The organism is Bacillus sp. DU-106 (assembly GCF_004799705.1).
Classification (GTDB): Bacteria; Bacillota; Bacilli; order Bacillales; family Bacillaceae_G; genus Bacillus_A; species Bacillus_A cereus.
The window spans coordinates 4,577,184-4,598,235 of sequence record NZ_CP026607.1; the positions used below are offsets into that span (position 1 = coordinate 4,577,184).

Here is a 21,052-nt window from a genome sequence, read left to right on the forward strand (position 1 = left end):
CGGTAGAATGTTTGTCATAACGTGTCATGGTCATTTCGACAAATTTTATACATTACGAGTGAAACTGTATATTCTCTACTAATTCATCGTAAATTTTTAGTGCATCATTTTCTTGTTTTTCTTCCAAAGTAGCATAAAGCTTTCTATACATATCGATAGAATCTCTTGAAACTTTACAAGAAAGAGTTGCTACGTAATCATTTACGATCATCCAAATGCGATATAGTAAATAATTATCGACTTGTTCAATAAGTGTTTTAAAGAACGTTTGATGAAGCGTTGGGACTGAGCTTTCATTTCCTTCAAGTACTTGGTGTAATCTACTTAGTACTTTAGAAAACGTTTCTTTCGGTAAATTACATACAATTCGAATCATATCTTTCTCAAGTAATCGTTTCGTTTGTAATAAATCACGAATTGTTTTCTCATCTTGCAATAAGAACGGGGCAATTAATTGTACAAGACCGTTATCATAAAAGTTTCGAATAAACGTCCCTTCACCACGTCTCGTTTCAATCAATCCTACCAGTTCTAAAGCACGCAATGCTTCTCTTACAGAGGAACGTCCTACGTTTAAGCGTGAACTTAACTCACGCTCAGACGGCAAACGATCCCCCGCCACCAAACCATCCTCTTCCATAATGGAACGGATTTTTTTTACAATTTCGAGATATACTTTTGTATTTGATGATGTCAATGGAAATTCCTCGCTTATTCTTTACCAATCAGCGCTAATTGTTTTGTTTTTTCAGCGATCTCATTTGGATCTACTTGACGGCGAGCTACTCCTGTCTCCATTGCTGCTTTTGCAACGTAAGCCGCTACTTGAGGCGCTACACGCGCGTCAAATGGTGCCGGAATGATATAGTCTGCATTTAACTCATCTTCTGCTACAAGCTCAGCAATAGCCTGTACAGCTGCCATCTTCATTTCTTCGTTAATTTGTGTCGCATGTACGTCAAGTGCACCGCGGAAAATACCAGGGAACGCCAGTACATTATTTACTTGGTTCGGGAAGTCAGAACGACCTGTTCCAACAACAGCTGCGCCCGCTGCTTTTGCCAATTCTGGCATAATTTCTGGAACTGGATTCGCCATTGCAAAAATAATCGCATCGTCATTCATTGTACGAACCATCTCTTCTGTTAATGCACCTTCTGCAGATACACCAATGAATACGTCCGCACCTTGTACAACATCAGCTAAAGAACCTTTTATACGATTCTTATTTGTATATTTTGCAACTTCATCCTTCACCGGATTCATACCTGTAGGACGACCATCATAGATTGCGCCTTTACGGTCACACATAATAATGTCGCGTACACCATAGCGATATAAAAGTTTAATAATTGCAATACCTGCTGCACCTGCGCCATTTGCGACAACTTTAATGTCAGACATTTTCTTTCCAACTAATTTCAGTGCGTTTACAAGACCTGCTACTGTTACAATAGCTGTTCCGTGTTGATCATCATGGAAGATAGGAATATTTGTTTCTTTTTTCAAACGCTCTTCAATAATGAAGCAGTTTGGTGCTGCGATATCTTCTAAGTTAACGCCGCCAAAAGTTGGCTCCATTAATTTTACAGTTTCAACAATTTTATCTACATCGTTTGTATTTAAGGCAATTGGGAATGCATCTACACCAGCAAAGCTCTTGAATAATACAGCTTTACCTTCCATTACTGGAAGAGATGCTTCAGGTCCAATGTTACCAAGACCAAGTACAGCTGTTCCATCTGTCACAACTGCTACCATATTTCCCTTCATCGTATATTCATATACCTTACTTTTATCGTCATAAATTTCTTTACAAGGTTCTGCAACCCCTGGAGAATATGCAAGACTTAAATCTTTTGCATTTTCTACTTTTACTTTTGATACAGTTTCTAATTTTCCTTGATGCACTTTATGCATGTGAAGTGCTTCTTCACGAAGTGTTGACAAACTATCCACTCTCCTCAAATTATTCTTGCTGATATCAATTTCTCCAAGTGGTCTGACCACGAACACTACTACTATAATAATCGAAGTGTAGGGAAATTGTCCATTATATTTTCACAACTACATTTTCTTCCCCGACAATTTCACGAAGTGCTCCTAAACATTCTTCACTTGGATGAATCGATAAACTCCGAGATAATTGTACCATTTTATGTTCCTTTTCATAATAAATTAGTACTTTCGCAAAACCTGAATAGTCGAACAATATTTTCGTAACCTGATTTAAAAGCTTTTTCTCATACTGAGACGGCAATTTCACGTAAACAGATGCGTCTTTCTTTTCTTCATAAACATCCATTTCCTCTAGCGGATATAGTCCATTTACAATCCATTGCAGCTTATGATTTCTTAGCTCAATCGTACCGTCAACTAAAACAATTGCTCCTTCTTGCAACTTATCCGAGAAATGTATATACGTTTCCGGGAAGAGGACCGCTTCCATTTCATCATTTTGATCACAGAATGTAATAAATGCCATCTTTTGAAACTTTTTCGTACGAATCACTCTCACACTTGTTATATACACAATAGCTCTTTGTACTTTTTTCTTGTGTCGCATCGCCTGAGCGAGAGATGGAATTTCTAATTCTTTTGCTAACTTCACATATTGCGCTGTCGGATAACTTGATAAATAAAAGCCAAGCGCTTCCTTCTCTTTATTTAGTTGTTCAATAAAAGATAACTCTTCTCCTTGTACATATTTTGATTTTGGAACAGCATCTCCTAAATCACGTGCGAGATTCGCGTACTCTAACGCCCCTTTAATACTTTTCCATAAATTCGTTCTCGAAACACCAAAATCGTCAAAACATCCCGACCAGACGAAAGCTTCTAAATTACGCTCCGTTACGAACTTTGACGGCATACGAAGACAAAATTCAAATAAATCTTCGAACATTTTTTCCTCTCGTTCTTCTAATAATGCCGTCACTGTAGCCATTCCAATATTTCGGATCGAAAGTAAACTGTAACGTATCGCATTCCCTTCTATTTGGAAGTTGTAGCCACTCCTCTGAAGAGACGGTGGCAAAACGTGAAAACCTTTCCGCTTCGTTTCTCGTATATACTGTACAATCTTATCTTCATTTCCAATTGCGCTTGATAATAATGCCGTCATAAATTCCAGCGTATAATTCGCTTTCAAATAGGCAAGCTGATATCCGATCATACTGTAAGCTACAGCGTGACTTCGGTTAAAACCGTAATTCGCAAATCTTACAATTAAATCATAAATTTTCTCTGCGGATGTCTCATCATAACCATTTCGCAAACATCCTTGGACGAAATGCTTACGTTCCTGATCTAAAATATCACGATTTTTTTTACTCACCGCACGGCGCAGTAAATCTGCTTCTCCGAGCGAAAAACCAGCTAACTTCGATGCAATTTGCATAATTTGTTCTTGGTATACAATGACGCCGTATGTTCTTTCTAAAATTGGCTTTAAATCCGGATGTAAATATTCAATTTTTCTTTTTCCATGTTTCGATTCAATAAAAGTCGGTATCTGTTCCATCGGTCCTGGTCTATATAACGAGTTAACAGCTACGATATCTTCAAACTCATTCGGTTTTAACCCGCGAAGTACATTTCGCATACCACCCGACTCAAGCTGAAATACACCTGTTGTATCCCCTCCCCCTAATAATTGGAACGTCTTTTCATCTTGAAGAGGTAAGTTTCTTATATCGATTTCTTTCCCTGTTTTGTTCGCGATAAATTTTATAATATTTTCAAGTAACGTTAAATTACGTAATCCTAAAAAGTCCATCTTAAGCAAACCAAGTTCTTCTAGCGCATCGGCTGGATATTGCGTAACATAAACATCGTTATGTCCTTCTTGAATTGCTACACTTCCTGTTAGCGGTTCTTGACTCATAATAACACCAGCCGCATGAATAGACGTATGACGTGGTAAACCTTCTACACGTTTTGCGATTTCAAATACACGCTCATGCAGAAGATTCCCTTGTATAAACTCACGAAGTGATTGTGATTCTTCATATGCATCTTTTAACGTTATACCAAGCTTTGATGGAATAAGTTTTGAAAATATATCAATATCTCGCGGCGGAAGCCCCATTACGCGGGCAATGTCTCTAATTGCCGCTTTTGCTGCAAGCGTACCAAACGTTACAATTTGCGCAACACGGAGCTGACCGTATTTATCTTTCACATAGCGAATCATCTCATCACGTCTTACGTCTGGAAAATCAATATCAATATCGGGAAGCGTCACACGTTCAGGATTTAAAAACCTTTCAAATAATAGATCGTATTCAATTGGATCAATATCTGTAATTTCTAATACGTATGAAACGAGTGAACCAGCTGCCGATCCACGACCTGGTCCTGTTAGAATATGATTTTCATGTGCATACTTCATAAAATCCCATACGATGAGGAAATAATCACTAAATCCCATACGAGAAATAACATTTAATTCATGATCCAAACGCTTTATATGCACTTCTTTCGGTTCACCATATCGTTTCCGCAAACCTTCTTCACAAACACGACGCAAGTATATATCACTCGTTTCATTAGACGGAACAGGAAACTTCGGAAGTTGATTTACATGGAACGGTATTTCTACTTGGCAACGCTCTGCAATTTTTATTGTATTTTGGATTGCTTCCGGCGCATGGGAAAATAGTGCTTCCATTTCATCCGATGACTTTAAATAATACTGATCTGTTTTCAGCCTCGGCCTATCTGGATCAGTCATTTTCGTTCCACTTTCAACAGATAGTAAACATTCGTGAACAAGCGCGTCACTTTGATTGATATAGCGCACATCGTTTGTTGCAACGACTGGAATATTAACCCTACTAATAAATTCAGGTAGTTTCTCTTGTAAAAGCAACTCATCTTGAATCGCATGATGCTGCAAACTCATATAAAAATGGCCAAACATATTTTGATACGTGCGAGCTACTTCTTCAGCCTGACTCTCATTGTCTTCTAGTAATAATTGCTCAATTTCGCCATCTTTACCTGGTGAAATTGCAATTAATCCTTTCGCATAATGCGCAAGCCACTTCTTAGGAATACCTTCTTTGGACTTTGTCATAATACTGCTAGAAATCTTTAATAAATTTTGGTAGCCTATTTCATTCTCAGCAAGTAATACAAGCGGATAAGACCTTTCTTCTTCTTCACTAAAAATAGAAGCGGTTAATCCAATAACGGGCTGTATACCATGTTTCTTACATGCTTTATAAAACGGAATAACGCCATACATAACATTTTCATCCGTAATAGCCAGCGATGAAAAACCGAGTTCTTTCGCCCTGACTACAAGCTCATCAATTTTACAAGCACTTTTTAATAAACTAAAAACGGTTTGACATTGTAAATGCACAAACTTCACTGTTGTACCCTCTCTTTACCTATTTGACTACTTTTATTATAGGTGATGAGGAAAGCGGAAATCAAAACATACTTCTTATACTTTGTCCATATATATGAAGAAGAAAGGGGAATGACGATGGATGTAAGAGAACATACTTTTTTCTCTCTGCTTATTATTAGTTATTTTATTGCCTTTGGGGTTATACTTGGCGGTTCATTAATTGGTGGATTTGGTGCGTTTCTTATCGGAAAACCAGCTCTAACTTACATTAATCAATTCGCCCAAAATTTAAGAATTTGGGCACTCGTTGCAGCAATCGGCGGAACATTCGATACCTTTTATAGCTTTGAAAGAAGTTTCTTTGGCGGAGATATGAAAGATATCGTAAAGCAAATTCTCCTTATTTTTTTCGCAACTGGTGGTATGCAAACAGGTCTCATTATTATTAAATGGCTAACGCAGGAACATGTATGAGAGTACCAAGTGCCAATACAGCAAAAAGATGGTACTTAGTATTAGCTGGGGCTGCTGTTGGAGGCGTGTTGAGCTGGTTTATTTTTTTGTACATATACGGTGTTTTTCAAGAAGAACAAGCTAGTAAAATAGCAGAACAAAGAGAAATTATAGAAAAACAAGAAGCAAAGCTCCACGTCCTTCTCGAAGATCAAGAAAAATTGAACACTGAAAATAAACGGCTCTTAACCATTCAAGAGATTAAAATAAAACTTATCAATCGAGAAAAATACGATTTAGACAATCTCACACTCGAAAATATGACTACATCTATCCATAATGACCTCCAACATCTTTTAACGAAAAACATTCAAAGTATCGCAAAAAATAAAGACCTACTTAAAAAGGTAATCGAAAATAAAACGTACAAACATTACGATCGGCTATACCGTTTTAAAGTCGATACAATATCTTTTGATACAGTGCTTGAAATTAGCATTACTATAGAGAAAGAAAAATAAAGAAGGAGGGCTTTAGCGCCGCTCCTTCTTTTCGTTCTAACATATAGTCTCTTATTTACAAATCTCACGTAAATCAGCAAAAAGACGATCCGCTTCTTCCCAAGAAGATGCCTTCGCACCAGAAGCCATCGGATGCCCCCCGCCGTTATATTGCATTGCTAATTTGTTTATAACTGGTCCTTTTGAACGAAGACGAACACGAATTACGTCGTCTTCCTCTAAAAATAGAACCCACGCCTTTAATCCATCAATATTGCCAAGCGCTCCAACAACACCAGATGCTTCAGAAGGAAGTACATCAAACTCTTCTAATACTTCTTTCGTTAATTTAATGTAAGCTGCTCCTTCTTCTACCATCGTAAAGTTTTGTAAAATATAACCGTTTAAACGAGCAATTTTTTCTTTTGTCTTATACATCTCATTGTATAAATCTGTGAATTTCACACCCATGTCAACAAGCTCACTTACGTAACGAAGTGTTTTTGCTGTCGTATTCGGGAATAAGAAACGACCTGTATCTCCAACAATTCCTGCTAAAATAAGGCGGGCTGCTTCTTTTGTTATTTTTAATCCTTTATCTTTTCCATAGTTATAAAACTCATAAATCATTTCACTTGTAGAACTCGCTGTCGTATCTACCCACGTAATATCTCCATACGGATCTTCATTTGGATGATGATCAATTTTAATTAACATCTTCCCTTTTGTATAGCGTTGATCGTCAACACGTTCTTGATTCGCAGTATCACAAACAATAACAAGCGCATTTTCGTATACACTATCTTCAATATCATCCATTACTCGTAAGTATGCTAGTGACGGCTCATTATACCCAACCGTATAAATATTTTTCTCTGGAAACGATTCTTGTAGAATTGTACCAAGACCACCCTGTGAACCTAACGCATCTGGATCCGGACGCACGTGGCGATGAATAATAATTGTATCAAACTCTTTAATTGCTCCTAAAATTTGCTCATGCATATGTATAATCTCCTTTTTAATCAACTTCTTCACTTTATCCTCCATTATAACGGAAAGTATTTCATACATGCGAACAATTGCTTTATAATAAAAGTTAGAAAGTTTAGATATTTCTTTTTCTTTTCTATTATTTTTCACAAAGCGATGGGAGTGTTCATTATGCCAGTATTAGTCTTCTGTATTATCGTCTCATTTATGTTGTACCTCTTTTACAAAACAAAATACTTTCGTACAAACCGCCCAATGGAGAAAGGTTGGCTCTCAGGAAAATCCGCAATGGCACTCGGTTCATTCGTTTTATTTTTCGGGATAAACCAATTCTTTTTAGAACTTTCAACCGCTCGTATTATCGTTGGTGTTTTATTCGTTCTATTTGGTAGTGCAAGTGTATTTAACGGGTTTCGCCAATACAAACATTTCTTGCCATTAGCAGTTAAAGAAGCTGAAGTCTATGAAGCAACGTAAAAAAGCATCAATATTGTGATGCTTTTTTACGTCCCTTAACTTTCAAAATCATATACGCAACAAACGCAGATGGTATATTAAATGGGTTCCCTTGTACGTGAAAATGTAATTGTTCTTCTCCAAAAGACATTTTTTCATATAGCTCTCGCTGAGATAATCCTGTCTTTTCCTTTTTTTCATGTAAACCTTGTAAATATAAATATTGAATCGGTATCATTACAAGAAAGTAAAATAGTGCGATACTACCAAAAAAGAGTACGGCTGACGACATAATGCATACCACCTCTCGCGATTCCATTTTCTTACAATATAATCATAACACAATATACAACTGAATTGAATTATTATTCCGTCTTTTCTCACATTACTTTTCCACTCCATCCCATACATATTTCACTAAAACTCCCATCTAAAATCATGCCTTTCAAATTTAAAACAACAAAAAAAGATGGAACAAATCAAAACGATTTGTTCCATCTTTTTATTTATCGATTAACTGAACCATAAGTAATGCTTTTCCAACAACATTACCTTCATGATGCACCTCTACATCGACCTTACCAAATTTACGTCCAATTTCTAATACTTTCGGATGAACAGATACAACATTATCAATTTGAACCGGCTTTACGAAATAAATCGTTAAGTTTTCAACAATTAAATCACTTTTCTTTTGCGCACGAATGACGCGATTTGTCGCTTCTGTCACAATTGTTGCAAATACACCGTACGATAACGTCCCGATTGAGTTCGTCATTTGCGGCGTCACCGAAAATTGATATAGATGCTCATTCTTCGCTTCTTTTGGTGTCATAAATTGATTCGTTACAATATCATCAATGGTTTCTCCAACTTGTGGCTGACGTTGAATCATTTGCAGTGCCTGAAGTACATCTTGACGGCTAATAATACCTTGCAGTTTGTTTCCTTCCTCAACGACAGGAAGTAATTCAATTCCTTCCCACACCATCATACGTGCCGCAGCTGCGACAGACATTTTACCGTTCACTGTAATTGGGTGTTTTGTCATTACTTTATCAATTGGTGTTTCTTTCGCTACTCCGATCATATCTTTTGAAGTTACGATTCCTAGTACTTTGTTACTTTCATCGACAATTGGATATCTTCCGTGCATTGTCTCTTCGTTATATGCATGCCATTGCTGTACTGTATCACTCGGCTTTAAATATAACGTTTCTTCAATTGGCGTTAAAATATCTTCAACGAGTACAATTTCTTTCTTAATAAGTTGGTCATAAATTGCACGATTAATTAACGTTGCGACCGTAAATGTATCGTAGCTACTTGAAATGATCGGCAGCTTTAATTCGTCTGCTAATTTCTTCACATGATCTTCCGTATCAAATCCGCCCGTAATTAATACAGCGGCTCCAGTTTCTAGCGCTAATTCATGTGCATTGGTACGGTTACCAATAATGAGTAAATTCCCAGCTTCTGTATAGCGCATCATCGCTTCTAATTTCATAGCTCCGATTACGAATTTATTTAATGTTTTATGTAGTCCTTCTCTGCCTCCAAGTACTTGACCGTCGACAATGTTAACGACTTCTGCATATGTCAGTTTTTCGATATTCTCTTTCTTCTTTTGTTCAATTCGAATTGTTCCGACACGTTCAATTGTACTAACATATCCTTTATTTTCTGCATCTTTAATTGCACGGTAAGCGGTCCCTTCACTTACACTCAAATCTTTCGCAATTTGTCTTACAGAAATTTTATGGCCTACTGGCAGGCTATTAATATGTTCTAAAATTTGGTTATGCTTGGTAGCCAAATGGTTTCACCATACTTTCTTTTCCCTAAATTCTTCATGTGTTGTACTTTTAGTATACTATATTTTCAAAACTGTTACACTCTCTCTTTGCATACCTGTACTATTTTTTTTATAACAAAATGACGCTTACATTCCACCAGTCATTCTATTACAACAATGTAATGCTATTGTCATCTCATTCGATAGTTCGCCCACTTAATTGCCTATACAATTAAGACAAGAAATAAAACAAAGGAGCGAACACATGATGAAAAAACTTTTAGAGGTTGTAGGTGCTGTATTTTTAGCTTTCGTAGATGGGAAAAAAGTTGCAATGGAATTGAATGAAACACCTGAACAACCACGTACCAAAAGAGAAGAATCACCAAAACAAATACAAGCATTAAAAGCTGTCCTACACACGTAAAAAACCCTTCACTTTTCTTTTCAAATGAAGGGTTTCTTTTCTATAGTGTAATACTTTCTCCAGCTTCTAATACTTTCCCTGTACAATTTTGTAGCTTTTCTACAAATTGATATGGATCTTGTTCAATAACTGGGAACGTATTGTAATGCATCGGTACAACAGTTTTCGCATTAATCCATTTTGCCGCTAGTACAGCATCTTCTGGCCCCATTGTGAAATTATCACCAATTGGTAAAAATGCTAGATCAACTTTATTTAATTCCCCAATTAACTTCATATCAGAGAATAGTGCAGTATCTCCTGCGTGGTATACAGTTTTCTCTTCTGCTGTAAATAAAATACCTGCTGGCATACCTGTATATGTAATCGTCTTATTTTCTTCATCAATATAACTAGAGCCGTGGAATGCTTGTGTAAACTTCACTTTTCCGAAGTCAAATTCATGTGAACCACCAATATGCATCGGGTGTGTATTTACACCTTGCCAACTTAAAAATGTTGCTAGTTCAAATGGCGCTACAACAACTGCATTATTTTTCTTCGCAAGTTCTACTGTATCTCCAACATGATCACCGTGTCCATGCGATAAAAGAATTGCATCCACTTTTACATCTTCAGTTTTTAAATCTGTTTTCGGATTACCTGTTAAAAACGGGTCAATTAAAATAACTTTTCCATTCGCCTCAATTTTCACAACTGAATGTCCATGATAAGATACTTTCATTATTACATTCCTCCCCTGTTCACATTCTCACTTTGTATTCTACATGATTTTTCAATTCCCTGTCTTTTCTAACATCTATTTACTTGTCATAACGCTTTCTTCCGAGTTAAAGTTATATTTGTAATTAAATATCTCGGGGGTGCCAATCGATGAATGCTAGATTAGAAAATTTAATGCAATGGCTAAAAGAAAAAAACGTAGAAGCTGCGTTCTTAACTTCTACACCAAACGTCTTCTACATGACAAACTTCCACTGTGAACCACACGAAAGATTACTTGGTATGTTTGTATTCCAAGAAAAAGAACCTATTTTAATTTGCCCTAAAATGGAAGAAGGTCAAGCACGTAACGCTGGCTGGGCACATGAAATTATCGGATTTACTGATACTGACAGACCATGGGATATGATTGCAAAAGCAATTAAAGACCGCGGCATCAATGCAAATGCAGTTGCAATTGAAAAAGAACATTTAAACGTAGAGCGCTACGAAGAATTAACGAAATTATTCCCAAATGCAGCTTTCAAATCAGCTGAGGAGAAAGTTCGCGAACTTCGTTTAATTAAAGATGAAAAAGAACTTTCTATTTTACGCGAAGCAGCTAAAATGGCGGACTATGCTGTTGAAGTTGGTGTAAATGCAATTAAAGAAGATCGTAGTGAACTAGAAGTATTAGCAATTATTGAACACGAATTAAAAACAAAAGGCATACATAAAATGTCATTTGATACGATGGTATTAGCAGGTGCGAACTCAGCTCTTCCACACGGTATTCCTGGCGCAAACAAAATGAAACGCGGTGATTTCGTACTATTTGATTTAGGCGTAATCATTGACGGTTATTGCTCTGATATTACACGTACAGTGGCATTCGGCGAGATTTCTGAAGAACAAACTCGTATTTACAACACTGTACTTGCTGGACAACTACAAGCAGTTGAAGCATGTAAACCAGGTGTTACACTTGGCGCAATCGACAACGCTGCTCGTTCTGTTATCGCAGATGCAGGTTACGGAGACTTCTTCCCACACCGACTTGGTCACGGACTTGGAATTAGCGTACACGAATATCCAGATGTAAAAGCTGGTAACGAGTCTCCATTAAAAGAAGGTATGGTCTTCACAATCGAACCTGGTATTTACGTACCAAACGTAGGTGGCGTTCGTATTGAAGATGATATTTACATCACAAAAGACGGATCAGAAATTTTAACGAAATTCCCGAAAGAGTTACAATTTGTAAAATAATAGAAAAAGGCAGCGGGAGTGCTGCCTTTTTCTATTTCCCTACTATTTCAAATTTCTCTACAATCATTTTTGCTGGATAACTTTCAAGTATTTGAGAAAACCATACTTTTATTTTATCCCCTGTTTTTAACTGTTTATATGCGTCTTTGTCCTTAAAGCTCAAGACTATATGTGCTGGATGCTCTTTATTCATTTGTTGTTCTATATAATGTTGCAACTCTACTTTTGTTTCAACCGTTTTATCATCGGCAAAAAACATCGTGTCATTTCTTAATATGATATACCCTTCTTTAGGTACTTCTTTTACCGTTACTTGCTCTACTTGTTTTGTATCACACGCTGATAATACGACTAGAAATACACTTAAAAACATAACAATTTTCATATGCCTATTCATTTTTAACTCCTTACTCTAGGCTATTTCAAATTTAACACCATCTTCTCCTCATACTTATCATCCCATTTAATCACAACTTCTATAGGTTCATCTTTAGAGACAGGCGCGCAACTTACACAAGAAGACTTCATTTCAACCTTTGCTCCTCTATGAACTTCTGACGTTTGTGTCATTGTACTAAAGGCTCCATTAATAGCAATCTCTAAGTTTTTAAATTCTGTCTTTCCATCCCCGCCCTTATATTGAAACGTAAACATTCCATCTTCACTGTCATCCTTAATATGCCCTTTATATTGTCCAGTCCAACTTTTGCTCTCGCTAGAAAAAGTAAAATACCAAATCGAGCAGCTTCCTAAAAAGAAAATACTAATGAAAAAGAATAACGCTCTCTTCATCATGCCCCTCCATTCAAATGCACTTATTTATTGTCTATTTCTTCCTTCTATTATACTATTAAAATACAGAATTTTCTAAAATATGGGGTTTATATGTTACAACAACAGTTAGAAGAAATTCGTAATAATAATTACATACTGGATAACACACTTAACATTGATTCTTTAAGTTCCAATATGCTTGAGCAAATTGGCGATACTGATAGCTATTTAAGGGACAAACTCATCTACTCTACTTTTTTCATCTCATCAAGAAGGAATATCTTTCACACACACAATTACAGAAACTATTATTAGAAAGCATCGGTGAAAAATATTTATTGTATAAGATTCATTCAGATGATGAAGATGCGGTATTTACCCGAGCATTTACAACATTATTAATCGCCCTCATTATTGATGCTGATACAAATCATAATTTCTTATCACAGACTGATATTTCAAATGTAAAAGATCAACTAATTCTATATATGAACAACGAACATGATTTCCGGGGATATGTGCAAAAACACGGCTGGGCACATAGTATCGCTCATGCTTCTGATACATTTGAGGCGCTTGTGAATAGTCCTAAACTGGAAACTTTATATTACGAAGAAATATTACAAACTTTATTAAACAAAGTTTGTGTTCATTCCATCTATTACAAATATGAAGAAGATGAACGTATCGTTTATCCGATTGTCGCAATGCTACAAAATGGCTTAAAGGAAGAAGCACTCATATTAGCCCTTCGTGATTTAGTAGCTCAATTACCCGTTCAAAAACAAACATTACATATTGAATCATACGAGTTTCTATACGGAAATATAAAATCTTTCTTACGCAGCTTATTTTTCAGACTGCGCAAGCTTTCTATATGCGAAGAAACAGAATGCGAAATTGAAAAATTGCTACAAGAACTTCCAAAATATTATTAAAAAAAGAAGGCCACTCAAAAAGTGCCTTCTTCTATTTCACTAATATTTAATTGAAATTTCACGATCCAAACTGAGAAAAGGTGGACAAGAAGCGCAAACGCCATACATGCTCCGCTTAAAAAAGTTAGTATAGGATGCGAATACACGTGCCCCAATCCATAGGATACCGCCACGAAAAACATTGTTATGTAAATATAAATTGCTCCATGTATTTGCCTCATATAAACCTCCTTTTCCCATATTATAACATAAATTTTCTGATTATTCACATTAATTGCTTGTAATCAATATTTCTCAACTGTTACACCTCTTACAGCAGCCTTAATATATGGTGCTCCTTGTAAACTTTGTAAATCCTCTGTTTTGCCTGTTACGACTACACCGTATATTGGTAGGTCTTTTGGTTTGGTGTTTTTTATTTCTTTATAGTTTGTCCTAAAAGATTCTTAATATCCCTTTTATTTTTACTTAAAGATATCCAAATACAGCTGTTCTACATTTTTATCATAATAAAAAGCACATCTATTTTGATGCGCCCTTCACATATATTTTATTAACATATAAATCACTTTTTTGAAACAAAAACTCTCACTCATCTCTCTCCATACTATCGTTATGACTTAGTTTCCATAATAATTGAACGAGGATAAAACCCCAGCTTTTCATAAAACGATACAGCTTCATTTCCGTACACTACTGTTAATTCAATTTCATCTATCTTCTTCGCTTTAAACCATTCCACTGCACTATTCATTAATTTCAAACCAAATCCGTTTCTTCGGTATCTTTCATCAACGAATAAAACTTCAATCTTTCCGTTTACACTTTTGCTATACGCTATACAACATCCTAATATATTATCTGTTTCCGCCTCAACTAATAATTCAATTCTATACTCTCCATACTTTGAATTTTGTTTATAAATTTCAATACGTTCCTCAAATGTCATTCTTGGATAGTCACCAGAAAAATGCCTTGATGTATTATTATGATATTCATGCAATTTATTTAAAGGTTCTCTTATTACTTCTATTTCATCGAGAGTGATATATTTATTACTAATTCTCATCCTACAGCATCTCCAATAATATATATTCCAACCAAAAAGATGACCATTTTACGGTTATAAAATACCAATCTATTATTTCATCGCGTCCTTCACAACATCTTGAATCATAACGACTTCTGTTTTCATATCAACAGAGGGTGCTTCTTCATCAATACACTCATACCAAAATTCCAAGTGCTTTTTATCAATTTCATAATGAGAATTTTCGACAAGAGCCCCACCTTCTCCTTGCACAGAATACCAATATAAGTACTCTTCTCCATCTCTTATTTCCCGGAAAATTGTCTCAACGTACATCTTTTCGTCGTTTAATGTCAAAAGTACTTCTTTCATATTGTCATTCAGAAGCTGCATCCATTCATTTACTCGATGACTCTTACCAGGCTTAACTTTAAATCTCGTTAATTCTACATTCATTTTTCTTCCCCCGTTTTCTTACGTACAAACAAACTGTATTCTATTGGATGATAAAAACTTAATTTACTAGCTAATTTTCGCGAAGGAATATTGTCTACATAACAATCCCAGCTCGGTATAATATCATTTTGCATGCAATGTTCAATGAACCGTGTTGCAACAGCTTGAGCTAATCCTTTCCCTTGATGCGCTTCATGTGTTGCAATATCTATTTCAGCATAACCATTCCCGCTAAATATCGAGACACATTCAGCTACAATTATCCCATCTTGTTCTATACAAAATCCAAAACCACTATTCAAAAACGTTTCTTTTGATCCCCAATATTCTTTGTAGTACTCCTCTTTAAATTCACTGCTTCGCTCTATATCTCTTCTATCAATACGCTTCACTTCATATGTATTTTTGTTAAAATCTCGTTTTCTCTCCTCAAAGGTTACTCTTTGAAATTTCATTCGCGGGATGTTCCGAAGTGTATTACTAAAACGCTCTTCTAACATCATTTCCCAATCTTCACTTGAAGTAAAGAGTGTAAATCTCTTCTCTGTTTTCTCAATAGCTGTTTTTAAATATGAAAATAACTCTTCGTTATAATTTTGATCATCAGTATCACCAAATAAATAATAGATACCGTTAGCTGTAATAATTAATCCTGCTGTTAATTTCTCGTTTGCAAAAACCTCACCATCTATCACTTGATCACATACCGCATAAGCAAACGTCGTCGTTTTTGTATGACTTTCTAAAATCGGAAGGATTTTTCTATACTCGGCTACGGATAATTTTTTCATAATTGCTCCACTTTAATCGTATCCGCCTCTATATGTTCAAAACAAAGATTTACAGTTCTCTTTAATGCTCTCGTTCTATGAATCTTACATGCTGGAATTAAGATTGAATCATTTGGCTTTAAAACCGCTGTTTCTCCATCTTCAAAATCAATAAGTAATTCTCCCTCTAACACAATAAATAATTCATCCGAATTAGAATGATAGTGCCAATCATATTCACCAGTAAATACAGCGATTCGTAAGCAATGACTGTTTATATTTGAAACGACGAAGTTTTTATGTTGATCTTTAATATCCTTTGTTAATTCTATTAAGTTCACAGTCTCCATCTTTCGTCCCATCCTTTCATTAGTCGTTCTTCTAAAAAACTAACTTAATCTCCACCACCTCCGCAATCTCCTCCACCATCACTTGAGCTACTACAGTCATTGCTACTGTAGTCACCGAATCCACTTGATGAGCTTGAAGCGTATGAAGATTTTTTGCTTCTTTTTCTATCTTTTTTACTTTCATGACTAGGCCATACTGTAGCAAAGAGTATAACGAATAAGGCTAATTCTATTACAACAAGTATAAATTCTAGAATGCTCTCAATAATATTGGGAGTTATCCCAAAACTGTAAAACACTCCAAATGAATACATACACAAAATTACATACAGAGCCATACAAATATACCGAAATGTTTTCTCTATCGTAATGACTACTTTTTGTGAAAAAGGTATGTTCTGTTCCTTTTTGTTCTTTATATACCTTTGTCTCTTTGCCTGTTTTTTCTTCCTCTTTTTGCTCCCCATCGAATCCCCTCTTTTTATTATATAATTCTAAATTATCATAATAAAAATCGATTTACACCAATAAATAACAATTATTCACATGTTATTTCTCCATATAAAAAAGACCCTCCTCACGAAAAGGAAGGTCTCAAATGTATTTCTATTATGATAAAGCAGGAGCTTTTTCAAGAAGCTCTTTTGCATCAGCGTATTGTAAGCCGTGAGCTTCCGCAACTGCTTCGAATGTTACATAACCATCTAATGTGTTAATACCTTTTAATAATGCAGTGTTGCCTAAGCAAGCTTCTTTGTAGCCCTTGTTAGCAATTTGTACTGCATATGGTACTGTTACGTTTGTTAACGCAAGAGTTGACGTACGTGGAACTGCACCTGGCATATTAGCAACTGCATAATGAACAACGCCATGTTTTTCGTAAGTTGGGTTGTCATGAGTTGTAATACGATCAGTTGTTTCAAAAATACCACCTTGGTCAATCGCGATATCTACAACGACAGAACCTGGTTCCATTGATTGAATCATTTCTTCAGTTACAAGTTTTGGCGCTTTTGCACCCGGAATTAATACTGCTCCAATAACAAGGTCAGATTCTTTAACAGCTTCTGCAATGTTGTATGGATTAGACATTAATGTTTTTACTTGGTTACCGAAAATATCATCTAATTGACGAAGACGTTCTGCACTTAAGTCAATGATTGTTACATCTGCACCTAAACCTACTGCAATCTTAGCTGCGTTTGTACCAGCTTGACCACCGCCGATGATTGTTACTTTGCCGCGTTTTACCCCTGGAACGCCTGCAAGTAAAATACCTTTACCGCCTTTGTTTTTCTCAAGGAATTGTGCACCGATTTGTGCAGACATACGACCAGCCACTTCACTCATAGGTGCAAGTAATGGTAAAGAACGATTGTCTAATTGTACTGTTTCGTATGCGATTGATGCAACTTTGTTATCGATTAATGCTTTCGTTAATTCTGGTTCTGGAGCTAAGTGTAAGTATGTGAATAAGATTAAGCCTTCACGGAAATAGCCGTATTCACTTGCTACTGGCTCTTTTACCTTCATAACCATATCTTGATTCCATGCTTCTTCAGCAGTTTCTACAAGTTTCGCACCAGCTTGTACGTATTCTTCATCTGTAAAGCCAGATCCTAAACCTGCTCCTTTTTGAACAAAAACTTCGTGACCATTTTGTACTAAATGTACTGCTCCCGCTGGCGTCATTGCCACACGGTTTTCATTGTTTTTAATTTCTGTTGGAATACCGATACGCATGATTAGTTCCCCCTTGAGTTATGAAATGACCCCTGAATCATTTTTTAAAGCGCTTTCTACGCTCTTATATTTTAACATAATATCTCAATATTTGACAAAAAAATAACACGAGTTTTCCGATAGATTTAATTTTATATTAAAGGACAGTATTATCCGCACCTCTCAGCACAATGGATAAACTGTCCAATTATTCGAAACTTCATCTTATTTTATTCTATCGATGTCTATGAATAACATCCACTGCACCAGTCACTTCAATAATTGTACCGGTAATCATATCGGAATCGTCCTCACATAAAAACGAAATGGTTCTTGCAATATCTTCACCTGTTCCAGATCTACCAATCGGTGTGTTATGCTCTTTCAGCTGACGTGCTTCTTGAATAGTTGCCTCTTTCATATCGCCAATAATATCACCAGGACATACCATGTTCGCAGTGATACCATACTCCGCTTCTTCATAAGCAACTGTTTTCGTTAATGAAACAAGTCCTACTTTCGCTGCGGCAAAAGCTGAACGATAAATCCATCCCGGTGCACTATCCGCCCCTTGAAATCCGTAATTAATAATACGGCCAAAGTTCTGTTTTCTCATGACCGGAACGACAAGTTTTAATAAATGAAATACCGCTGTTAAATTTCCCTGAATCATTTCATTCCATTCATCTTCTTCATAATCAACTAACTTTTTTCGTTCAAATACATATGGACCAGCATTATTAATTAAAAAGTCAATTTTGCCAAAACGGCTCATCGCTTCTTCTACTATTTTATGTAAATCTTCCTTTTTCGTGACATCCGCTTGCACGAATTGTAGACGCTCTTCCACATCTTTATATGTTTCTTTCATCGTTTCCATAGCCGTGATATCGCTATGGTACGTTACTGTTACTGAATAGCCTTTAGCCAATAACTTTTCTGTTACTTGCTTTCCTAAACCTTTCGTACCGGCTGTAATGAGCGCATGTCTCACAAAACTGCCCCCTTTTAAATTGCTATACTTCATATGTAACAAGTTCTCGCTCCAATTACAACTAAAATGAATTGAAACAGAGTTTTCAAAATTCTGTAACGTTTCTGGCAAGCACGTTACCAAAATTTGTTTTATAATTAAGTTGTAAACAGTTATAAAACAGATTGGGAGGAATTTACTATGAATAATACATATACAAATATTTTAATCGCGGTGGATGGTTCTAAAGAAGCAGAAAAAGCCTTTAAAAAAGCAATTCAAGTCGCAAAGCGCAACAATGCAACATTAACAATTGCTCATATCGTTGATGTAAAAGCATACTCAGCAGTAGAAGCTTATAGCCGTGCAATTGCGGAACGTGCAAATCTATTTGCAGAAGACCTATTAGAAGACTACAAAAAAACTGCGCTTGAAGCTGGTCTTGAAAAAATTGAAACTGTATTAGAATTCGGTAATCCTAAATCAAAAATTTCAAAAGAAATCGCTCCAAACCATAAAGTAGATTTAATTATGTGTGGTGCGACTGGTTTAAATGCTGTTGAGCGTTTCCTAATTGGTAGCGTCTCTGAACATATTATTCGCTATGCGAAATGCGATGTCCTTGTTGTTCGTGGTGATGAAGAGCAAGGTGAGCTTTAATTTATAGATAAAACACCAAGTCCACATAGGCTTGGTGTTTTTCATTTTATAAACTTCACTATAAACAAAAGACATGCTACGACAACAACGGTAATTGCCAACACATAAGGCGGAAGAAACTTCAAAGACCATAATGCCATCATAATCGTCGCAACCGTTAAGTACGTTCGCCTTGCACCTTCTGTCATTTTTTTACGAAATAAGAAAACATACAAATAACCAATTGGCGGCGTAATAAAGCAAAGAACGTATATGATTTTTGATTTTAAATACCACTTTTGTTCTCCAAGTTTCTTTATATCCCCTTCTATTCTCTTATGCTCTTGTTCTTTCTCTTCTTCTACAAGCGGATTTTCCTCTTCTCCTCGCTTTTCTTTCATATAAGGAAGAAAGTGCATAAAAAAATAGTATGCGAATACGAATGCTCCAAATCCAATATTTACTCTTTCTAATGGAATATGTTCACTAAAAAAAGCAGCAGTAAGCACTAAAGACAAACAGTATGTCATCATCCAAAAGGAACGTTTTCTCTTTTTCCGTTCCATTTCTTTTTTGCCTTGTATATCTTTTCTTTTCGAAAGCCATATAGAAATAAAGCAATCTACCACAAATAGAGCAAAAATAAATATCGCAACGTGTACTGTTTCTAAATCCTCAAATGAAAAGATATTTGGGAATGCAACATGTAATACAATGAATGTGTACAAAATTAGCCCTATAAAATAAATACGTCTCATTTTCCATCCCTTTCTTATTTCCTAACATTACGTTAACATACATTTTTTAGAAATAGACGGACAAAATATATATGTGTAAAAAAGGAGGATGCTATATGGATGATTCTGAACGCATTATTTTAGATGTGAACGGCAAAGAAATTGAAATGCTAGATACGATTCGCACTCATTTTAAAGAGAAGCACGGCGTTGAACTAAGTAATGGTGCATTACTTCGTGATTTGATGGATATTGAGTATATTCGAATTACGGAAGATCGACATAAGTATGATTAAAAGAAAACGACTGCAGGCGAATGCCATCAGTCGTTTTCTTTCTTTATTTAAGCTCTTGATGTTTCCCGCCCATACCACCAGACTCATTGCTATCTTGGTGTACAGTTAGTTTATTTGTTTTCGCATCTTTTAAAACTCTATATGTATATGATTCATTTGGTTCATCTTTAAACTGTACATTCATACCATAAGAATCCATTTTGCTATAAAAGGCCGGTTTTATATATAAAATATCACTTTCTTTATATCCTTTATCTTGTAAATGCCACATCGTTGCGATAACCGCTTCTTCTCGCTTTTCTTTTTCACCAACATACATATATTTGTCCAAAAGAAACACTTTAGCATTTGCAATTAAGCTAATTAACAGTACAATGATCAACACTATTTTTTTCATAGACTTCCCCTAA

The 21,052-nt window shown here is 35.8% G+C and carries 26 protein-coding genes and 2 pseudogenes; 8 read left to right on the plus strand and 20 right to left on the minus strand.

The window, feature by feature from the left end; all coding sequences use genetic code 11:
- Nucleotides 1-52 precede the first annotated feature (52 nt).
- From C3Y97_RS23260 to dnaE, 3 genes are all read right to left on the minus strand, one after another.
- Nucleotides 53-697 (minus strand): FadR/GntR family transcriptional regulator, encoded by a 645-nt coding sequence (locus C3Y97_RS23260; protein WP_000204448.1) that lies wholly within the window; start codon nucleotides 695-697, stop codon nucleotides 53-55.
- A gap of 14 nt (nucleotides 698-711) precedes the next feature.
- Nucleotides 712-1,920: an NADP-dependent malic enzyme gene (gene ystJ / locus C3Y97_RS23265; protein WP_168732382.1), complete on the minus strand. Its 1,209-nt coding sequence runs from the start codon at nucleotides 1,918-1,920 to the stop codon at nucleotides 712-714.
- Nucleotides 1,921-2,053: 133 nt separating this feature from the next.
- Nucleotides 2,054-5,380, minus strand: a complete 3,327-nt coding sequence (gene dnaE, locus C3Y97_RS23270) for a DNA polymerase III subunit alpha (protein WP_136363670.1) — start codon at nucleotides 5,378-5,380, stop codon at nucleotides 2,054-2,056.
- Nucleotides 5,381-5,422: 42 nt separating this feature from the next.
- Here dnaE and C3Y97_RS23275 point away from each other — a divergent pair, with 42 nt between their 5' ends.
- Nucleotides 5,423-5,836 carry a YtrH family sporulation protein gene (locus C3Y97_RS23275; RefSeq protein WP_002005839.1) on the plus strand — a complete coding sequence of 138 codons (414 nt, stop codon included), beginning with the start codon at nucleotides 5,423-5,425 and terminating at the stop codon, nucleotides 5,834-5,836.
- Nucleotides 5,833-6,336 carry a sporulation membrane protein YtrI gene (gene ytrI / locus C3Y97_RS23280; RefSeq protein ID WP_001265736.1) on the plus strand — a complete coding sequence of 168 codons (504 nt, stop codon included), beginning with the start codon at nucleotides 5,833-5,835 and terminating at the stop codon, nucleotides 6,334-6,336. The genes C3Y97_RS23275 and ytrI overlap by 4 nt, the downstream gene beginning before the upstream one ends.
- 51 nt (nucleotides 6,337-6,387) lie before the next feature.
- Here the strand turns inward: ytrI and C3Y97_RS23285 are convergent, their stop codons facing one another.
- Nucleotides 6,388-7,320 carry a DHH family phosphoesterase gene (locus C3Y97_RS23285; protein ID WP_000545136.1) on the minus strand — a complete coding sequence of 311 codons (933 nt, stop codon included), beginning with the start codon at nucleotides 7,318-7,320 and terminating at the stop codon, nucleotides 6,388-6,390.
- Nucleotides 7,321-7,479: 159 nt separating this feature from the next.
- Here C3Y97_RS23285 and C3Y97_RS23290 point away from each other — a divergent pair, with 159 nt between their 5' ends.
- Nucleotides 7,480-7,785 (plus strand): YtpI family protein, encoded by a 306-nt coding sequence (locus tag C3Y97_RS23290; RefSeq protein ID WP_001144776.1) that lies wholly within the window; start codon nucleotides 7,480-7,482, stop codon nucleotides 7,783-7,785.
- Between the two features lie 7 nt (nucleotides 7,786-7,792).
- On the opposite strand, the gene C3Y97_RS23295 is transcribed toward C3Y97_RS23290, so the two are convergent.
- Together C3Y97_RS23295 and C3Y97_RS23300 are read right to left on the minus strand one after the other, a co-directional pair.
- Nucleotides 7,793-8,056 carry a DUF3949 domain-containing protein gene (locus tag C3Y97_RS23295; RefSeq protein WP_000093045.1) on the minus strand — a complete coding sequence of 88 codons (264 nt, stop codon included), beginning with the start codon at nucleotides 8,054-8,056 and terminating at the stop codon, nucleotides 7,793-7,795.
- Between the two features lie 210 nt (nucleotides 8,057-8,266).
- Nucleotides 8,267-9,580 carry a CBS domain-containing protein gene (locus C3Y97_RS23300; protein WP_000201572.1) on the minus strand — a complete coding sequence of 438 codons (1,314 nt, stop codon included), beginning with the start codon at nucleotides 9,578-9,580 and terminating at the stop codon, nucleotides 8,267-8,269.
- Between the two features lie 244 nt (nucleotides 9,581-9,824).
- On the opposite strand from C3Y97_RS23300, the gene C3Y97_RS27930 reads away from it, so the two are divergent.
- Entirely contained in the window at nucleotides 9,825-9,986 is a 162-nt protein-coding gene (locus C3Y97_RS27930; RefSeq protein WP_000976303.1) for a hypothetical protein, read from the plus strand.
- A 40-nt stretch (nucleotides 9,987-10,026) separates the two neighbouring features.
- Here C3Y97_RS27930 and C3Y97_RS23305 read toward each other — a convergent pair whose 3' ends face one another.
- Nucleotides 10,027-10,710, minus strand: coding sequence for a metal-dependent hydrolase (locus C3Y97_RS23305; RefSeq protein ID WP_000868927.1), 684 nt, complete (start codon nucleotides 10,708-10,710; stop codon nucleotides 10,027-10,029).
- A 149-nt stretch (nucleotides 10,711-10,859) separates the two neighbouring features.
- On the opposite strand from C3Y97_RS23305, the gene pepQ reads away from it, so the two are divergent.
- A complete protein-coding gene (gene pepQ / locus C3Y97_RS23310) occupies nucleotides 10,860-11,957 on the plus strand; it encodes a Xaa-Pro dipeptidase (RefSeq protein WP_000994026.1) in 1,098 nt (365 codons plus the stop codon).
- Nucleotides 11,958-11,988: 31 nt separating this feature from the next.
- Here pepQ and C3Y97_RS23315 read toward each other — a convergent pair whose 3' ends face one another.
- On the minus strand, nucleotides 11,989-12,354 hold the full coding sequence (locus C3Y97_RS23315) for a DUF3221 domain-containing protein (protein WP_001079377.1): 366 nt from the start codon (nucleotides 12,352-12,354) through the stop codon (nucleotides 11,989-11,991).
- A 20-nt stretch (nucleotides 12,355-12,374) separates the two neighbouring features.
- Nucleotides 12,375-12,749 carry a hypothetical protein gene (locus C3Y97_RS23320; RefSeq protein WP_000816718.1) on the minus strand — a complete coding sequence of 125 codons (375 nt, stop codon included), beginning with the start codon at nucleotides 12,747-12,749 and terminating at the stop codon, nucleotides 12,375-12,377.
- A gap of 93 nt (nucleotides 12,750-12,842) precedes the next feature.
- On the opposite strand from C3Y97_RS23320, the pseudogene C3Y97_RS23325 reads away from it, so the two are divergent.
- Nucleotides 12,843-13,669, plus strand: a pseudogene (locus tag C3Y97_RS23325) (DUF2785 domain-containing protein).
- 14 nt (nucleotides 13,670-13,683) lie between these two features.
- On the opposite strand, the gene C3Y97_RS23330 reads toward C3Y97_RS23325, so the two are convergent.
- The 9 genes and pseudogenes from C3Y97_RS23330 to C3Y97_RS23370 form a co-directional block, all read right to left on the minus strand.
- Nucleotides 13,684-13,890, minus strand: a complete 207-nt coding sequence (locus C3Y97_RS23330) for a hypothetical protein (RefSeq protein ID WP_001248908.1) — start codon at nucleotides 13,888-13,890, stop codon at nucleotides 13,684-13,686.
- A gap of 63 nt (nucleotides 13,891-13,953) precedes the next feature.
- Nucleotides 13,954-14,115, minus strand: a pseudogene (locus C3Y97_RS23335) (anti sigma factor C-terminal domain-containing protein); the annotation flags it as partial.
- Between the two features lie 167 nt (nucleotides 14,116-14,282).
- A complete protein-coding gene (locus tag C3Y97_RS23340; protein ID WP_001222930.1) occupies nucleotides 14,283-14,738 on the minus strand; it encodes a GNAT family N-acetyltransferase in 456 nt (151 codons plus the stop codon).
- A 72-nt stretch (nucleotides 14,739-14,810) separates the two neighbouring features.
- A complete protein-coding gene (locus tag C3Y97_RS23345) occupies nucleotides 14,811-15,155 on the minus strand; it encodes a DUF6176 family protein (RefSeq protein WP_001100217.1) in 345 nt (114 codons plus the stop codon).
- The gene (locus C3Y97_RS23350; protein WP_000736743.1) at nucleotides 15,152-15,946 is read right to left on the minus strand and encodes a GNAT family N-acetyltransferase; all 795 of its coding nucleotides are present in this window, start codon (nucleotides 15,944-15,946) and stop codon (nucleotides 15,152-15,154) included. The genes C3Y97_RS23345 and C3Y97_RS23350 overlap by 4 nt, the downstream gene beginning before the upstream one ends.
- Complete coding sequence (locus C3Y97_RS23355) at nucleotides 15,943-16,275, minus strand: cupin domain-containing protein (RefSeq protein WP_000450925.1); 333 nt, start codon at nucleotides 16,273-16,275, stop codon at nucleotides 15,943-15,945. The genes C3Y97_RS23350 and C3Y97_RS23355 overlap by 4 nt, the downstream gene beginning before the upstream one ends.
- A 44-nt stretch (nucleotides 16,276-16,319) precedes the next feature.
- Entirely contained in the window at nucleotides 16,320-16,742 is a 423-nt protein-coding gene (locus C3Y97_RS23360; protein WP_000534945.1) for a hypothetical protein, read from the minus strand.
- A 142-nt stretch (nucleotides 16,743-16,884) separates the two neighbouring features.
- On the minus strand, nucleotides 16,885-18,018 hold the full coding sequence (ald, locus tag C3Y97_RS23365) for an alanine dehydrogenase (protein WP_001219403.1): 1,134 nt from the start codon (nucleotides 18,016-18,018) through the stop codon (nucleotides 16,885-16,887).
- 214 nt (nucleotides 18,019-18,232) lie between these two features.
- Nucleotides 18,233-19,024: an SDR family oxidoreductase gene (locus C3Y97_RS23370; protein ID WP_002024902.1), complete on the minus strand. Its 792-nt coding sequence runs from the start codon at nucleotides 19,022-19,024 to the stop codon at nucleotides 18,233-18,235.
- 147 nt (nucleotides 19,025-19,171) lie between these two features.
- Here C3Y97_RS23370 and C3Y97_RS23375 point away from each other — a divergent pair, with 147 nt between their 5' ends.
- Nucleotides 19,172-19,630, plus strand: coding sequence for a universal stress protein (locus tag C3Y97_RS23375; RefSeq protein ID WP_001066673.1), 459 nt, complete (start codon nucleotides 19,172-19,174; stop codon nucleotides 19,628-19,630).
- Nucleotides 19,631-19,671: 41 nt separating this feature from the next.
- Here the strand turns inward: C3Y97_RS23375 and C3Y97_RS23380 are convergent, their stop codons facing one another.
- Complete coding sequence (locus tag C3Y97_RS23380; RefSeq protein WP_001252878.1) at nucleotides 19,672-20,367, minus strand: hypothetical protein; 696 nt, start codon at nucleotides 20,365-20,367, stop codon at nucleotides 19,672-19,674.
- A 95-nt stretch (nucleotides 20,368-20,462) separates the two neighbouring features.
- Between C3Y97_RS23380 and C3Y97_RS23385 the strand changes: the two genes are divergently transcribed.
- Nucleotides 20,463-20,642 (plus strand): hypothetical protein, encoded by a 180-nt coding sequence (locus C3Y97_RS23385; protein ID WP_000342760.1) that lies wholly within the window; start codon nucleotides 20,463-20,465, stop codon nucleotides 20,640-20,642.
- A 43-nt stretch (nucleotides 20,643-20,685) separates the two neighbouring features.
- Here the strand turns inward: C3Y97_RS23385 and C3Y97_RS23390 are convergent, their stop codons facing one another.
- Nucleotides 20,686-21,039 carry a DUF3139 domain-containing protein gene (locus C3Y97_RS23390; RefSeq protein WP_000725032.1) on the minus strand — a complete coding sequence of 118 codons (354 nt, stop codon included), beginning with the start codon at nucleotides 21,037-21,039 and terminating at the stop codon, nucleotides 20,686-20,688.
- Between the last annotated feature and the right edge of the window lie 13 nt (nucleotides 21,040-21,052).

What these genes read in the sequence shown, in the direction of transcription:
- ystJ (WP_168732382.1), bottom strand. Translation starts at nt 1,920, where the DNA reads ATGCATAAAGTGCATCAAGGAAAATTAGAAACTGTATCAAAAGTAAAA.
- ytrI (WP_001265736.1), top strand. Translation starts at nt 5,833, where the DNA reads ATGAGAGTACCAAGTGCCAATACAGCAAAAAGATGGTACTTAGTATTA.
- C3Y97_RS23285 (WP_000545136.1), bottom strand. Translation starts at nt 7,320, where the DNA reads ATGCATGAGCAAATTTTAGGAGCAATTAAAGAGTTTGATACAATTATT.
- C3Y97_RS23290 (WP_001144776.1), top strand. Translation starts at nt 7,480, where the DNA reads ATGCCAGTATTAGTCTTCTGTATTATCGTCTCATTTATGTTGTACCTC.
- C3Y97_RS23295 (WP_000093045.1), bottom strand. Translation starts at nt 8,056, where the DNA reads ATGTCGTCAGCCGTACTCTTTTTTGGTAGTATCGCACTATTTTACTTT.
- C3Y97_RS27930 (WP_000976303.1), top strand. Translation starts at nt 9,825, where the DNA reads ATGATGAAAAAACTTTTAGAGGTTGTAGGTGCTGTATTTTTAGCTTTC.
- C3Y97_RS23305 (WP_000868927.1), bottom strand. Translation starts at nt 10,710, where the DNA reads ATGAAAGTATCTTATCATGGACATTCAGTTGTGAAAATTGAGGCGAAT.
- pepQ (WP_000994026.1), top strand. Translation starts at nt 10,860, where the DNA reads ATGAATGCTAGATTAGAAAATTTAATGCAATGGCTAAAAGAAAAAAAC.
- C3Y97_RS23315 (WP_001079377.1), bottom strand. Translation starts at nt 12,354, where the DNA reads ATGAATAGGCATATGAAAATTGTTATGTTTTTAAGTGTATTTCTAGTC.
- C3Y97_RS23320 (WP_000816718.1), bottom strand. Translation starts at nt 12,749, where the DNA reads ATGAAGAGAGCGTTATTCTTTTTCATTAGTATTTTCTTTTTAGGAAGC.
- C3Y97_RS23330 (WP_001248908.1), bottom strand. Translation starts at nt 13,890, where the DNA reads ATGAGGCAAATACATGGAGCAATTTATATTTACATAACAATGTTTTTC.
- C3Y97_RS23340 (WP_001222930.1), bottom strand. Translation starts at nt 14,738, where the DNA reads ATGAGAATTAGTAATAAATATATCACTCTCGATGAAATAGAAGTAATA.
- C3Y97_RS23345 (WP_001100217.1), bottom strand. Translation starts at nt 15,155, where the DNA reads ATGAATGTAGAATTAACGAGATTTAAAGTTAAGCCTGGTAAGAGTCAT.
- C3Y97_RS23350 (WP_000736743.1), bottom strand. Translation starts at nt 15,946, where the DNA reads ATGAAAAAATTATCCGTAGCCGAGTATAGAAAAATCCTTCCGATTTTA.
- C3Y97_RS23355 (WP_000450925.1), bottom strand. Translation starts at nt 16,275, where the DNA reads ATGGAGACTGTGAACTTAATAGAATTAACAAAGGATATTAAAGATCAA.
- C3Y97_RS23360 (WP_000534945.1), bottom strand. Translation starts at nt 16,742, where the DNA reads ATGGGGAGCAAAAAGAGGAAGAAAAAACAGGCAAAGAGACAAAGGTAT.
- ald (WP_001219403.1), bottom strand. Translation starts at nt 18,018, where the DNA reads ATGCGTATCGGTATTCCAACAGAAATTAAAAACAATGAAAACCGTGTG.
- C3Y97_RS23370 (WP_002024902.1), bottom strand. Translation starts at nt 19,024, where the DNA reads ATGAAGTATAGCAATTTAAAAGGGGGCAGTTTTGTGAGACATGCGCTC.
- C3Y97_RS23375 (WP_001066673.1), top strand. Translation starts at nt 19,172, where the DNA reads ATGAATAATACATATACAAATATTTTAATCGCGGTGGATGGTTCTAAA.
- C3Y97_RS23380 (WP_001252878.1), bottom strand. Translation starts at nt 20,367, where the DNA reads ATGAGACGTATTTATTTTATAGGGCTAATTTTGTACACATTCATTGTA.
- C3Y97_RS23385 (WP_000342760.1), top strand. Translation starts at nt 20,463, where the DNA reads ATGGATGATTCTGAACGCATTATTTTAGATGTGAACGGCAAAGAAATT.
- C3Y97_RS23390 (WP_000725032.1), bottom strand. Translation starts at nt 21,039, where the DNA reads ATGAAAAAAATAGTGTTGATCATTGTACTGTTAATTAGCTTAATTGCA.